The following is a 13862-nucleotide window of genomic DNA, read 5'->3' as shown; positions in this document are numbered from 1 at the left end:
GGCCATCACGCCTTTCACGGCGGGTACGCCCTTCTCATGCGGTGGCTGTTGCTGATCGTCCTGCTGACCGGCTGTTCCGCGATACCCCTGTCGTCCTCCGCACCACAGGTGGACCGGGTACCGACCGGCACCCTCGACGCCGCCACCGCGCGCACGTCGCTCACAGCCCTGCCGGTCGCCGCTCCGGGCCGGATGGACGGATACGCGCGCGACTGCACGGACGGCAAGGCGTGCGTGTTCGGCCAGCCGTGGTTCGACACCGACGGCGACGGCTGCGACCAGCGCAGCCAGGTCCTGGCCCGCGACCTGACCGGCGTCGAGCGCAAGCCGGGCCGCTGCGGCGTCCAGGCAGGCACGCTCGACGACCCCTACACGGGCTCGCGCGTCACCGGCGTCTCGAAGATCCAGGTCGACCACGTGGTGCCGTTGGCGGAGATGTGGCGCAGCGGCGCTTCGGCGTGGGCGCCCGAACAGCGCCTGGCCGCGGCCAACGACCTGCGCAACCTTGTCGCGGTTTCCAGCAAGGTCAACCGGTCGAAGAGCGACAAGACGCCCGACGAGTGGATGCCGCCCAATGCCGGGTACGCGTGTTCGTATGGGCGGATCTACGTGACGGTGAAAGCCGCTTACGGGTTGTCGGTGGCACCGGCGGAACGTTCGGCGTTGGAGAACGCGCTTACGACGTGCGGTTAGAGAAAGGCAGAAGGGCCAGGTCAGCGAGTGACCTGGCCCTTCCGTCTCACCGAGCCGCCTATCGGAATCGAACCGATGACCTGCTCATTACGAGTGAGCTGCTCTGGCCGACTGAGCTAAGGCGGCGAGACGCGATAACTATAACCGACCCGCAACCGCGTTACTCACAGGGGTCGGCATCGTTGTATGGACCGTGACCGACGTCACGACCTCCTAACCGCCAGGGAGAGGTTCATGCGCCGTTCGTTGTCCGTGCCGCTGGCCGGGTTGCTGCTCGCGCTCGTCGCGGCTCCCGCGCTCGCGCAGCCTCCGACCACTCCGGTTCCGGGGCCGCGCGATCCGAACCAGCCGCCGGCGTCGGCGCCGAACGGGCCGCAGCCCCTTGCGCATGCCGTCGGTGATGCCGGGACCGGGCTCACCGTGGTGCGGCTCGGGCCGCAGGGGGTGCCGACGAACACGATCCTGCCTGGGCTCGGTGAGCAGTTGCCGAAGCAGTCGGTGACCGAGTTCGGGCTGGGGCTCGCGAGTGCGCAGGTGAACACCGAGGCGTTCCTCAGTACCGAGCGGGTGGTGACGCAGGCGAATCCGTTCGGGTTCGCGGTGGCGGGGCGGTCGCCGCAGTCGCCGGGGACGCTGGTGCAGACGGCTATTCCGGACAACCCGCAGCCGACGAACGGCGGGCTGCCGATTCCGGAGACGCCGCTGGCGAAGCTGAAGTTGCTCAACGGCAGTGTGCACGCTCGGTGGGACGAGAAAGTCGGGCCGTGCATCAGCCCGCTGGCCACGGCGAGGACGTCGCTGGCCGGCCTCGAGGTGTTGAGCGCGTTGCCGGCCGAGGTGCCGTTGCCGGTGAAGACCAGTCTGATCAGCATTCCGGACACGTTCGAGGCGAGTTCCGTCGTCAGGCTCGTCGACCTGCCAGGCAGCAAGAACAAGGCCGTCGAGTCGACGTCGACGATGCGCGCGGTCAGCATCGAGCTGGCCGGTGGCATCAAGATCGACGTCGCCAGCCCGCCGACGCTCACGGCCACGGCCACCGGGGACGAGGCGACCTCGAAGATCACCTACACCGCGCCGGTGCTGAAGGTCAGTCAGAACGGTAAGGAGCTCGGCACGCTCGACGCCGCGCACCCGGCCCTCGACATCCCGTTGCTGCTGGACCTGGTCGTGGTGAAGCTGCAGATCGCGGGGCTCAACGAGAAGAAGGCGGCCTTCACGGGCACCGGGTTCAGCGGGTTCCAGCTCGGGGCCACCGCGCGGATGCTCGACGTGCAGGTGCTGCCGACGGACAAGTTGAAGCTGCCGAACCTGCCTACGGCGCTCGCGCAGATCTCGCTGGGCGAGCAGATCGTGCGGGCCGCGGCACCGCAGGGTGGCGTGATCTGCGGGACCTCGCAGCCGCCGCAGACGACCGTGCCGCAGCAGCCCGGCGCACCGGTGGCGGCACCGCCCAAGGGGGCCCCGCCGCTGGCTTATACGAACGCCGCGTACCAGTCGATCCCGCTGTTCTGGACCGGCACGGCTCTGCTGCTCGCCGGAGTGGTGATCTTCGCCGCGCTGCCGGCCAGGCGCAGGTCGTCCTAGGGCACGAGGTAGCGGCCTCGCTGGGCCTGGTGCAAGGCCTCAGCCGCGGTGCAGCGTCGTCACCATCGCCTCGATGGCGATGCGGGGCTTCACGTTGACCTCGATGGCCTCCCGGCAGGCCAGCACGGCCTCCAGCCGCCGCAGGATCGACTCCGACGACCACTGAGCGGCGGCGGTCCGGGAGTCCTGGGCCCGGTCCGGGTGCATCAACGCCGCCTCGGAGCCGGTCCGGACCACCAGCGCGTCGCGGTAGAACGCGGCCAGGTCGACCAGGGCCATGTCCAGGGAGTCGCGCTGGGTCCGGGTGGCCCGCGACTTCTGCCGCTTCTCCAGGTCCTTCAACGCGCCCTTGGCTCCGCGGGAGGCGGCGGCGGTCCCCTTGCCCGTTCCGCCGGCCCCCATCGCGGTCTCCAACGCCTCCCGCTCGGCCTCGTTGCGGGACTCGTTGGCGGTGGAGGCGTCGTCCTCCGCGGCCTTGATCAGTTCGTCGGCGCAGGTGAAGACGTCGGCGGGCTTGCGCAGCGCCAGCGGGATCCGCAGCACGGCCTCGCGCCGGGACCGCGTCTGCTCGTCCGAGGCCAGTCGGCGGGCCCGTCCGACGTGCCCGCCGCAGACCGCGGCCGCCCACTGCGCCATCTCCGGCGACACCCCGTCGACGGCCTCCAGCGCCGAGGCGATGGCGGCGGGCCGGGGCGATCCCAGCGACACGAGCCGGCAGCGGGAGCGGATGGTCACCGACACGTCGTCGGGGTGGTCGGACGGCGCGCACAGCAGGAACACGGTCCGCTCCGGCGGCTCCTCGACGGCCTTCAGCAGCGCGTTGGCCGCGCCCTCGGTGAGCCGGTCGGCGTCCTCGATGATCACCACCTGCCACCGGCCCGACGTGGGACGGCGAGCGGAGATCTGGACCAGGGAGCGCATCTCTGCGACGGAGATCGACAGGCCTTCTGGCGCCACCACGCGCACGTCGGCGTGCGTGCCGTGCAACGTCGTGCGGCAGCCGGAGCACTCGCCGCAGCCGGGGCGGTCGTCCGCCACGATGCACTGCAGCGCACCGGCGAAGGCGCGGGCGGTGGACGAACGGCCGGAGCCGGGTGGACCGGTGAAGAGCCAGGCGTGGGTCATCACGCCGGGTGCCGGGGTGCCGCCCGCGACGATCATGGCCGCTGCCTCCGCGGACGCCGACAGCATCGCCACCGCCTCGGGCTGGCCGACCACCTCGTCCCACACGCTCATGGGTGCAGTCTTCCAGCGACGGATCAGACCGCGGCCTGGGGGACCGCGCGCTTGCGCCCGGCCAGCAGCGGGAGCACGGAGGAGCGGACCCGGTCGGCCACCTCGTCGGCGTCGCCCTCGGCCTCGACCACGACGTAGCGGTCCGGATCGGCGGCGGCCATCTCGCTCAGCAGCCGCTGCACGCGCCAGTGGTGTTCCGGGCCGATGCCCTTGGCGTCGGCGCCGGGGCGGTCGAGCAGGACGGTCAGGTCCGGGCGCAACCGGCCGGTGGCCCAGTCGACCAGGCCTTCGAGCTCCTGGTGTTCCAGCGTGCTCGTCGCGGTGAAGTGCGCGAGCGGCGAGTCGACGTAGCGCTCCATCACCACGATGGAGCCGCTGTCGAGCGCGGGGCGCACCTGCCGTTCGACGACATCGGCACGAACTGCGGCGGCTACCAGTGCCTGCGCGCGCACGCCTGCCAGTTCGGCGGACGACAGCATCGTGCGCAGGCGGCGTTCGTCGTGTTCGGGGTCGGCTGCCAGCAGCACGTCGAGGCCCTCGGCGCGCAACGCGGCGGCCAGGCGGCGGGCCTGCACCGACGTGTCCTCGCGGGTGTCGCCCTCGACCGCGATCAGCATGCCCTTGGTGTGCCGGCGGCCGCGGATCGCCGCGAACAGCGACGACAGCACCGGCTCCTCGCGGCGGTCGTCCATCTGCCGGTACGCGACGAGCCCCAGGACGATCGCGATCGCGGCGCCGCCGAGCATCACCGGCCGGGTCGCGTCGACCTCCATCGGATGGCCGAACACGCTGACCTGCCGTTTCTGCAGCAACGCGACCAGCAGCGGCGCACCGGCCGAGGCACCGAACAGCACGATCTTCAGCAACGACTGGATCAACGCGACCGTGCGGCCGCGCATGGCGTCCTCGACCTGCGAACCCACGATCGTCAGGCCCGTCAGGAACGCCACACCCGCGCACGCGCCGACCAGCGCGACCGTCAGCAGCGCGATCCACAGGTGCGGGGCCAGCGCGACCAGCACCAGCGAGATGCCGGCGAAGACGATCGTGACGCCGAACAGGCGGTTGTAGGCGAGGCGCTGGGCCAGCCGGGGCGCGGTCGCCATGCCCACCGCGAGCCCGAAGAACACGGCCACGAACAGCAGGCCGAACGTCGAGGCGCCGCCCAGCAGCGACTGCGCGTAGAGCTTCGCCGTCGCGATCACGACACCGGCCGCGGCGAACGCGCCGATCATGCCGATGACCAGGCCGCGGACCAGCGGCGTCGCGGCGGCGAACTTCAGGCCCTCGCGGAACATCGCGCCGAAGCCGGGCTTGTCGCCGTCCTCCTCCTTCCTCGGGGCGGAGGAGACACGGCCGGACAGCTCCGGCAGGCGGGTCGCGACCAGGATCGCGGAGGTGAAGTAGAGCAGTCCGTTGATCACCACCGCGATCGTCGCGATGTTGAACTCGAGGTTCCCGCCCTGCAGGTTCAGATACGCGGGAATGCCCGCGATCAGCGAGTACAGGCCGAAACCGCTGATCGTGGAGATGCCGTAGGTCATCACCAGGCCGAGCTGGTTCGCCGACTCCACCTGGTCGGGGCGGCGCAGCAGGTTCGGGACCGCCGACTCCTTGGCCGGGATCCACAGCATCGCGCAGCAGCCGACCAGGAAGTTCGCCACGAAGAGCCAGATCGGCGAGCCGATCAGCGCGATCGAGATGAACAGCGACCCGCGCAGGACGTCGCAGATGACCATGACCTTGCGGCGGTCGAACTTGTCCGCGAGCACGCCGCCGATGGGCGCGAAGAGGATGCCCGGCAGCAGCTGGGTCAGCACGACCAGCGACAGCGCGAACGACTGCCACTGGTAGCTCTTCATCATCTCGGAGACCAGACCGGTCAGCGCGAGCAGTGACAGCCAGTCACCAACGCTGCACAGGTAGGTGACGAGCCAGAGCCGCCGGAACGGCCTGATGGCCAGTACCGATCGAAGCCGGTGAACCGTGGACACGCTGGACTGGGCCTGCCCTGCCTGGCCTGCCTCGGTCGCCGGTGTGTCCGCGTCCTGAATTTCAGTCACCCCTAAGTCGCCACTCCCGTGCGGTCAGCGTAACCGGATGTGGTGACTCAGGATGCCGGACTCACAGCATGGCTAGCTGAAGATCGCTCCGAGAATACTGACCGCGACCAGGACGAAGAACCCGATGACGACCAGGCAGCCGATGAACGCGGCCACGCCGCTCGTCTGCTTCGCGGGCAGCTGCTGTTGCTGCTGTTGTTGTGGCGCAGACATTTGGTTCGTCGGCGCGAACTGCTGGACCGCGTACTGGTGCGCCGGCTGAGGTGCTCGCTGCGCCCGGCCACGCGGCCGGCGCTGCTCCTGCTGCATCTGCGACCAGACGGCCTGCCGCAGTTCCTCGGTCGGCTCAGGAGGTGTAGGCACCGCCACACGTGACCTGAGAGACGTCCACTGAGGAGCGACGAACTTGTCAGCCGTCACCAGCCCCGCGAGCGGGTCGGGGTACAGCCGGGGAGGCGGCGGGGCCTGAGTCCCGTCGGGTCCGAACTCGTTGATCGGCACCGCCACCCCCTGATCAGCTCTTGGACTTGGCCGGAGCCTTCTTGGCCGCGGGCTTCTTCGCCGCCGGCTTCTTGGCCGGAGCCTTCTTCTTGACCGGGCCCTTGGCGCGCTTCTCGGCCAGCAGCTCGGCCGCGCGCTCGTCGGTGATCGACTCGACGCTGTCCGTCTTGCGCAGCGACGCGTTCGCCTCACCGTCGGTGACGTACGGGCCGAAGCGGCCCTCCTTGATCACCATCGGCTTGCCGGACACCGGGTCGTTGCCCATCTCACGCAACGGCGGCGCGGCGGCGGCGCGACCGCGCTTCTTCGGCTCGGAGTAGATCTTCAGCGCCTCGTCGAGCGTGACGGTGAAGATCTGGGACTCGTCGACCAGCGACCGCGAGTCCGTGCCCTTCTTCAGGTACGGGCCGTAGCGGCCGTTCTGCGCGGTGATCTCGGCGCCCGTCTCCGGGTCCTTGCCGACCACGCGCGGCAGCGAGAGCAGCTTCAGCGCGTCGTCCAGCGTGACCGAGTCCAGCGACATCGACTTGAACAGCGAGCCGGTGCGCGGCTTCGGCGCCTTCGCCTTCGACGGCGTGCCGTTCTCCGACGGCTCGGGCAGGACCTCGGTCACGTACGGGCCGAAGCGGCCTTCCTTGGCCACGATCTCGTTGCCCGAGACCGGGTCGGTGCCCAGCGAGCGGCCCTCCTGCGGCGTCGAGAAGAGCTTCTCGGCGATCTCCGCGGACAGCTCGTCCGGCGCCAGGTCGTCCTGGACGTTCGCGCGCTGCGCGACCCCGTCGACCTCGCGCTCCAGGTACGGCCCGAAGCGGCCGACGCGCACGACGACCGTGCGGCCCTCGGCGTCGCTGAACAGCGGGATCGAGTTGACCTCACGCGGGTCGATGTCCTCGACACCCGTGCCGACCAGCTTCTTCAGGCCGCCGGAACGGCCGATCGAGCCGTCGGGACCGATGCTGCCGCCGAAGTAGAACCCGGACAGCCAGTTCGTGCGGCCCTGACGACCTGCGGCGATGCCGTCCAGCTCGTCCTCGAGCGCGGCGGTGAAGTCGTAGTCGACCAGGCGGCCGAAGTGCTGCTCCAGCAGCCCGACCACGGCGAACGCCACCCAGGACGGGACCAGCGCCGCGCCCTTCTTCCACACGTAGCCGCGGTCCTGGACGGTGCTGATGATCGACGAGTAGGTGGAGGGACGGCCGATGCCGAGCTCCTCCATTGTCTTGATCAGCGACGGCTCGGTGTAGCGCGAGGGCGGCGAGGTGGAGTGACCGTCCGCGGACAGCTCCGCGATCGTCAGGTCCTGGTCCTTGACCAGCAGCGGCAGGCGCGACTCCGCGTCGTCCGACTCGCCACCGGCCTCGGCGTCGACGGTCTCGACGTAGGCCTTGAGGAAGCCGGCGAACGTGATCGTGCGGCCGGACGCGGCGAACGTGACCTCCTGGCCCGTTCCTGCCCGGCCCTGGATGCGGATGCTGGTCGTGTTGCCCCGCGCGTCGGCCATCTGGGACGCGATCGTGCGCTGCCAGATCATCTCGTAGAGCTTGAACTCGTCCGAGTCGAGCTCGGCGGCCACCTGGCCAGGCGTGCGGAAGACCTCTCCGGCCGGCCTGATCGCCTCGTGGGCCTCCTGCGCGTTCTTGACCTTGCGCGTGTACTGGCGCGGCTGCGGCGAGACGTACTGGGCGCCGTAGAGGTCCGTGGCCTGCGTGCGCGCCGCGTTGATCGCCGTCTCCGACAGCGTCGTGCTGTCGGTACGCATGTAGGTGATGTAGCCGTTCTCGTACAGCTTCTGCGCCGTGCGCATCGTGCGGTCGGCGGAGAACCGCAGCTTGCGGCCCGCCTCCTGCTGCAGCGTCGAGGTCATGAACGGCGCGTACGGCTTGCGCGTGTAGGGCTTCTCCTCGACCGAGGAGACCTTGACCGGCGCGTTCTGCAGTCCGGCGGCGATGGCGCGGGCCTGCGCCTCGTCCAGCACGGTGACGTCGGACTTGCCCGTCAGCTTGCCGTCCGAGCCGAAGTCGCGGCCCGTGGCGAGACGCGTGCCGTCGACGGCCACGAGACGCGCGCCGAACTGACGCGGCGCGGCGTCGGCACCGGCGTCCATCTGCGCGGAGATGTCCCAGTAGCTCGCGGAGACGAACTTCATCCGCTCGCGTTCGCGCTCCACGACCAGACGCGTCGCCACGGACTGCACGCGGCCTGCCGAGAGCTTCGGCATGACCTTCTTCCACAGGACCGGGCTGACCTCGTAGCCGTAAAGGCGGTCGAGGATGCGCCTGGTCTCCTGCGCGTCGACCAGGTCCTGGTCGAGGTCGCGGGGGTTGGCCGCGGCGGCCTGGATCGCGGACTCGGTGATCTCGTGGAACACCATCCGGCGAACCGGGACCTTCGGCTTCAGCGTCTCCAGCAGGTGCCACGCGATGGCTTCACCCTCGCGGTCACCGTCTGTCGCGAGGTAGAGCTCGTCGACGTCCTTCAACGCTTCCTTGAGCTCGGAGACCAGCGACTTCTTGTCCGCGGAGACCACGTAGAGAGGCTCGAAGCCGTGGTCGACGTCCACGCCGAGCCTGGCCCAGGCCTGGCCCTTGTACTTCGCCGGAACGTCGGCGGCACCGCGCGGCAGGTCCCGGATGTGTCCCCTGGAGGACTCCACGACGAAGTTGGCGCCGAGGTACGAGGCGATCTTGCGCGCCTTCGTGGGCGACTCGACGATCACCAGTCGTCGGATGCTGCCCTCGCCTCCGCTGCTCTTCTTCGTCCGTGTCGATCCAGCCACTCGCCGTCCCGCTCTCTTCCAAACCCGGTTCCCAGGCCCGCCAGTGTTGCCCAGCGTCGGCCGAAAAGCACACCATCCGTCATGTCTCCGCGACGCCCGTACGACGAGACAGAGTGACACAACCATGCCGGACGCCCCGCTCAGGCCGCCGGCCAGGTGCTCATCGCCACTCCGTGCGGAGGGCTTCCGACCAGTTCGGCCAGCCGCGCCAGCCTTCGCCGACCGGTTACCCGCAACGCCGGAGCCCCTACCAGGGTGCACGGAAGTCCGGATGCAAGCAGCGCATTTTGCAACGGTGCGTGTGTCTGCGGTGCGTTGGGGTCCAAACCGAGCAAGTATGCGGACTCCATCCAGCTGCCGGCGGCCAGCGCCCAGACGCGCAGCACCGCTCCGTTCAGCTCGAAGTCCGGCGGCACCGTCTTGGCAGATCCGTCCAGCCAGCGAGCGGCCAGAGGGGTGAGGTCGGTGCGGAACGGCGTGCGGACGAAGTGCGTGCCTTCCCCGTTGACGCACAGCTCAGTGGTGACGCCACGGTCGGCGCAGGCCTGCTTGAGGGGACGCAGCCGCCACTCGTCGCGCAGCTCGGTGTACACGCGGGCGGCCGTGCCGCGCGCGAAGCTGACGGCCTGGCCGGGCCCGCAGAGGAAGCCGGCGAGATCCGCCTTGGCCGGGGTGCGCGCCTCGGCCGAGAAGAAGGACAGCTGCCCAACCACGGCCAACAGGGTAGAACAGACGTTCGAGCAGTGCTAGTGAACGAGTAGCCAGTACAGGCAGGGTGTTGCCCAAGCGAGCGCCGGGGCGCCTGAACTGGCTACCAGCGTGACCTACTGCTGCCCGACCTCCTGCCCCTTGGACCTGATCTCCGAGCACGGCTGCGACTTGGCCAGCGCGTCGGAGTACTTGGGCCGTTTCTGCAGCTCCTGGAAGGTCGCTCGGAGGTCTTCCGGACTGGTCACGACGTTGGTGTCGGCCAGCGCCTTCTCCGCGCCCTCCAGGAACTGGGCATTGGGTTCCAGCGCCTGGACGGACGCCTGCGCGTCGTCGTACGACTTCGCGGACTCCGTGACGAACTTGACCAGCTGTTCGTGCACGTTCTCGAGGTCGTCCTCGGGCGCGCCGAGCTCCTTCAGTTTCTTCTCCGCGCCGGCGAACGCGGTGGCGTTGGACGTCAGCAGGCCGAGGTAGGCGGTCTTGACCGCTGCGAAGTCCGCCGGGTCCTGTTTGCGCAGCTCAAGGCCCGCTTCCAGGCCCGGAAGGACACCGCCGCAGAACGCGTCGACCCACTGCCGTTGTGCGTCGGTGATCGGCTTGTCCGCCTCCGAACCGCAGGCGGTCAGCACGACGGCACCAGTCAGCACAGCGAGCAGGCGTGTCCTCATCCGTCCTATTTTCCTGGATGCCGAACGGTACCCGTTCGGGTGATCCGATGAGCTTGTTCCCACTGGTCAGGGCGTAGGAGGCGACGCCTGCAGGCCCTTGCAGTTCGACGCCTTCTGCGCCGCTCCCGCGAGGCCCGTCTCGTCGAACTTCTTCTGCACGTCGGCGCCCGCATTCTCCAGTTCGGCCGCCTTCGCCACCATCTCGGTGAAGGCGGTGACGACCTGGGTCGAGTCCGTCGACGAGTCCAGCTTCGACTTGGTGTCGGCGAGCAGGGTCCTGACCTGCCCCATGCCGGCCTGCGCGGCGGTGGCCAGCTCCTTCGACCTCGGGTGCGGGCCGTTCTCCAGCGCCTTGAGGTCCGCGATCGACCTGTCGGCCACGGACACCTTCGATCCGAGCCAGTCCGACAGGCCCGTCTTGAGCTTCGACGGGTCGCTCATGTCGATCGGCGGCTCGTCGGCCATGGTCTTCACGGTGCCGTCGACGGCACCGCAGACCTTGTCCATCCACGCCACGACGTCCGCCTCGCTGGCGGTGGGCGTCGACGAACCTCCGCCGGTGCACGCGGTGACCGCGAGCAGGCAGCTGGCCATGACTGCGATGAGTGTGCGGCGCATGGGCCGGAAGTTACTCCGAACGGCCGCGCTCAACTCGTCGGCGTGACGTCGAGGCGCTGCATCTCCTGGCACTTCTGTGCCGACTGCGTGGCCTTCTGCAGCTCGGGGACGTCTTTGAGGTCACGCAGCGGGTCGGCGAGCTCGGAGAGCTTCGCGATGGCCTCTCCGGCGGCCTGGAGGCCTCCGGTGGCGTTGTTGGCGTCCGCCTGCTCGACCTTGACCTTGGCGTCGGCGAACACGGCGCTGAGCGAGGTGAACGTCTCACCCATCTTGGTGACGGCCTGCTCACCGCCCTCGACGGGCGACGGGCCGACGTTCTTCAGGCCCTCCGCCGACTTCGCGAAGGCGTCGGCGAGCTGGCCCATGTACGCGGCCATCTCGGCCTTGAGCTTGCTGGAGTCGCCGGCGTCGAGCTTGGGGGCCGTCTTCTCGATCTTGGCGAACTCGGATGCCGCACCGCACACCTTGTCCATGTAGGCGACGGCCTGGGGGTTGGCCGCGCCGCTGGTGGGTGTCGTCGAAGTGCCGGAGTTGCCACCGTTGGTGCACCCGGCCAGCGCAAGCGCGGCAACAGCGGCAGTGGCGACGAGGCTGCGCCTCATGTCGTGACTCCTCGGTCGGGGTACGTCTGGGGGAAGACCCGAACGTACCCCGACCGGAGCTGGATCTACGCGGCGCCGTTGCTGACGGTCTCCGCGGGTGCCTCCGCGATCGAGGTGCCTCGACGCTTGGACACGACCACCGCACCGACGATGATCAGGGTCGCGACCAGGGCGATCGCGATCCGGATCGGGTCGGACGCGCTGTCACCGATGGAGAAGGTGACGATGGCCGGCGCGATCAGCACCGAGACCAGGTTCATGACCTTGATCAGCGGGTTGATGGCCGGACCGGCGGTGTCCTTGAACGGGTCGCCGACCGTGTCACCGATCACCGTGGCGGCGTGGGCGTCGGAGCCCTTGCCACCGTGGTTGCCGTCCTCGACCAGCTTCTTGGCGTTGTCCCAGGCACCACCGGAGTTGGCCAGGAACACCGCCATCAGCGTGCCGGTCGCGATCGCACCGGCGAGGTACCCGGCCAGCGGGCCGACACCGAGGCCGAAGCCGACGGCGACCGGGGCGAGCACGGCCATCAGACCGGGAGTCGCCAGCTCACGCAGCGAGTCCCTGGTGCAGATGTCGACGACGCGGCCGTACTCCGGCTTGACCGAGTAGTCCATGATTCCGGGGTTCTCGCGGAACTGACGGCGCACCTCGAACACGATGGCGCCGGCAGCGCGCGTCACGGCGTTGACCGCGAGGCCGGAGAACATGAAGACGACAGCCGCACCGATGGTGATGCCGACGAGGATGTTCGGGCTGAACACCAGGTTGGTGAACGACACGGGCAGATCGCCCGCGACGTTGCCGACCTTGGCGATGGCCTGCTCGATCGCGTCGCGATAGGAGCCGAACAACGCCGTCGCGGCGAGCACCGCCGTCGCGATCGCGATGCCCTTGGTGATGGCCTTGGTGGTGTTGCCGACCGCGTCGAGCTCGGTGAGAATCTGCGCACCCTCGCCGTGCACGTCACCGGACATCTCGGCGATGCCCTGCGCGTTGTCGGAGACCGGGCCGAAGGTGTCCATCGCGACGATGACGCCGACGGTCGTGAGCAGACCACAACCGGCGAGCGCGATCGCGAACAGCGAGACGATGACCGAACCGGACAGCAGGAACGCGCCGTACACGGCGGCACCGATGACCAGCGCGGTGTAGACGGCCGACTCGAAACCGACCGAGATACCGGACAGGATCACCGTGGCGGCACCGGTCAGCGAGGTCTTGCCGACCTCCTGCACCGGCTTGTGCTCGGTGCCGGTGTAGTAGCCGGTCAGCCAGAGGATGACGCCGGCCAGCACGATGCCGATGATCACCGCGACGGACGCGATCAGCGCCGGGTTGCCGCTGGTCGACTTGACCGCGTCACTGATGCCGTTGAGGTCCGCGAAGGAGCTCGGCAGGTACGCGAACGCCGCGATGGTGCACAGCACCGCGGAGATGACCGCGGAGATGTAGAAGGAGCGGTTGATGGCGGCCAGGCCGTTCTCGCCCGCCTTCGCCCGCGTCGTGTACACGCCGATGACCGCGGTCAGCACGCCGATCGCGGGAACGATCAGCGGGAACAGCAGACCCTGCACGCCGAACGCGGCGGTGCCGAGGATCAGCGACGCGACGAGCGTCACGGCGTAGGACTCGAAGAGGTCCGCGGCCATGCCGGCGCAGTCACCGACGTTGTCGCCCACGTTGTCCGCGATGGTGGCGGCGTTGCGGGGGTCGTCCTCGGGGATGCCCTGCTCGACCTTGCCGACGAGGTCGGCGCCGACGTCCGCGGCCTTGGTGAAGATGCCGCCGCCGACACGCATGAACATCGCGAGCAGCGCGGCACCGAAACCGAAGCCCTCCAGGACCTTCGGGGCCTGACCGGCGTAGACGAGCACGACGAGTGCCGCACCGAAGAGACCGAGACCGACGGTGGTCATGCCGACCACGCCACCGGTGCGGAACGCGATGCGCGTCGCCTTTTCGCGACCGCCTTCTTCGTTCGCGGCGGCGGCGACACGCACGTTGGCGCGCGTGGACAACCACATGCCCAGGTAGCCGATAGTCGCCGAGAACGCGGCACCGACGATGAAGAACAGAGATCGGCCGATTCGTTCGGCCAAATCATCTGCCGGTAGCGCGAACAGCAGTACGAACACGATCACGACAAAAATGCCGAGCGTGCGGAACTGCCGGTTGAGGTAGGCCGCTGCGCCCTCCTGAACCGCCTTGGCGATGTCCTGCATCTTGGGGGTGCCCTGGCCTGCGGCCAGCACCTCCTTGAGCAGCACGTACCCGACGGCGAGAGCAGCCAGGGCGACCACGGCGACCACGGCTACGACGCCGCGATCACCCCCGGAGAGCTCGAGGCCCTCCGCGAGGAAATGCCGGGACATCCGTCCTCCTGGTGAGTTGCCATGTGCAGCGCCAA

General features: G+C 69.3%; 11 protein-coding genes and 1 tRNA gene. 2 read left to right on the top strand and 10 right to left on the bottom strand.

Features of this window, described 5'->3' with window-relative positions; all coding sequences use genetic code 11:
• Nucleotides 1–36: 36 nt before the first annotated feature.
• Nucleotides 37–693, top strand: coding sequence for an HNH endonuclease family protein (locus BLR21_RS21135; protein ID WP_143027802.1), 657 nt, complete (start codon nt 37–39; stop codon nt 691–693).
• A gap of 52 nt (nt 694–745) precedes the next feature.
• Here BLR21_RS21135 and BLR21_RS21130 read toward each other — a convergent pair.
• Nucleotides 746–819: transfer RNA gene (locus BLR21_RS21130), tRNA-Thr, on the bottom strand.
• 108 nt (nt 820–927) lie between these two features.
• Between BLR21_RS21130 and BLR21_RS21125 the strand changes: the two genes are divergently transcribed.
• Complete coding sequence (locus tag BLR21_RS21125) at nt 928–2277, top strand: hypothetical protein (RefSeq protein WP_090007545.1); 1350 nt, start codon at nt 928–930, stop codon at nt 2275–2277.
• Between the two features lie 39 nt (nt 2278–2316).
• On the opposite strand, the gene BLR21_RS21120 is transcribed toward BLR21_RS21125, so the two are convergent.
• The 9 genes from BLR21_RS21120 to BLR21_RS21080 all read right to left on the bottom strand — a co-directional run bounded on the left by BLR21_RS21120 (nt 2317) and on the right by BLR21_RS21080 (nt 13827).
• Nucleotides 2317–3513, bottom strand: a complete 1197-nt coding sequence (locus BLR21_RS21120; RefSeq protein WP_090007544.1) for a DNA polymerase III subunit delta' — start codon at nt 3511–3513, stop codon at nt 2317–2319.
• A 23-nt stretch (nt 3514–3536) separates the two neighbouring features.
• Nucleotides 3537–5576, bottom strand: coding sequence for a bifunctional MFS transporter/dTMP kinase (locus tag BLR21_RS21115; protein ID WP_090007543.1), 2040 nt, complete (start codon nt 5574–5576; stop codon nt 3537–3539).
• 72 nt (nt 5577–5648) lie between these two features.
• Nucleotides 5649–5939 carry a hypothetical protein gene (locus BLR21_RS21110; RefSeq protein WP_143027801.1) on the bottom strand — a complete coding sequence of 97 codons (291 nt, stop codon included), beginning with the start codon at nt 5937–5939 and terminating at the stop codon, nt 5649–5651.
• A gap of 151 nt (nt 5940–6090) precedes the next feature.
• The gene (topA, locus tag BLR21_RS21105; protein WP_090007541.1) at nt 6091–8853 is read right to left on the bottom strand and encodes a type I DNA topoisomerase; all 2763 of its coding nucleotides are present in this window, start codon (nt 8851–8853) and stop codon (nt 6091–6093) included.
• Nucleotides 8854–8993: 140 nt separating this feature from the next.
• A complete protein-coding gene (locus tag BLR21_RS21100) occupies nt 8994–9566 on the bottom strand; it encodes a hypothetical protein (protein ID WP_090007788.1) in 573 nt (190 codons plus the stop codon).
• 111 nt (nt 9567–9677) lie between these two features.
• Nucleotides 9678–10232, bottom strand: a complete 555-nt coding sequence (locus BLR21_RS21095; protein WP_143027800.1) for a hypothetical protein — start codon at nt 10230–10232, stop codon at nt 9678–9680.
• Nucleotides 10233–10298: 66 nt separating this feature from the next.
• Nucleotides 10299–10850, bottom strand: a complete 552-nt coding sequence (locus BLR21_RS21090; RefSeq protein ID WP_090007539.1) for a hypothetical protein — start codon at nt 10848–10850, stop codon at nt 10299–10301.
• 29 nt (nt 10851–10879) lie between these two features.
• Nucleotides 10880–11452 carry a hypothetical protein gene (locus BLR21_RS21085; protein WP_090007538.1) on the bottom strand — a complete coding sequence of 191 codons (573 nt, stop codon included), beginning with the start codon at nt 11450–11452 and terminating at the stop codon, nt 10880–10882.
• A 65-nt stretch (nt 11453–11517) separates the two neighbouring features.
• Entirely contained in the window at nt 11518–13827 is a 2310-nt protein-coding gene (locus BLR21_RS21080; RefSeq protein ID WP_090007537.1) for a sodium-translocating pyrophosphatase, read from the bottom strand.
• Nucleotides 13828–13862: the final 35 nt, after the last annotated feature.

Origin of the sequence: Lentzea albidocapillata subsp. violacea, assembly GCF_900100275.1 — a bacterium.
Classification (GTDB): domain Bacteria; phylum Actinomycetota; class Actinomycetes; order Mycobacteriales; family Pseudonocardiaceae; genus Lentzea; species Lentzea violacea.
This window is presented reverse-complemented; position numbering and strand designations above follow the sequence as displayed.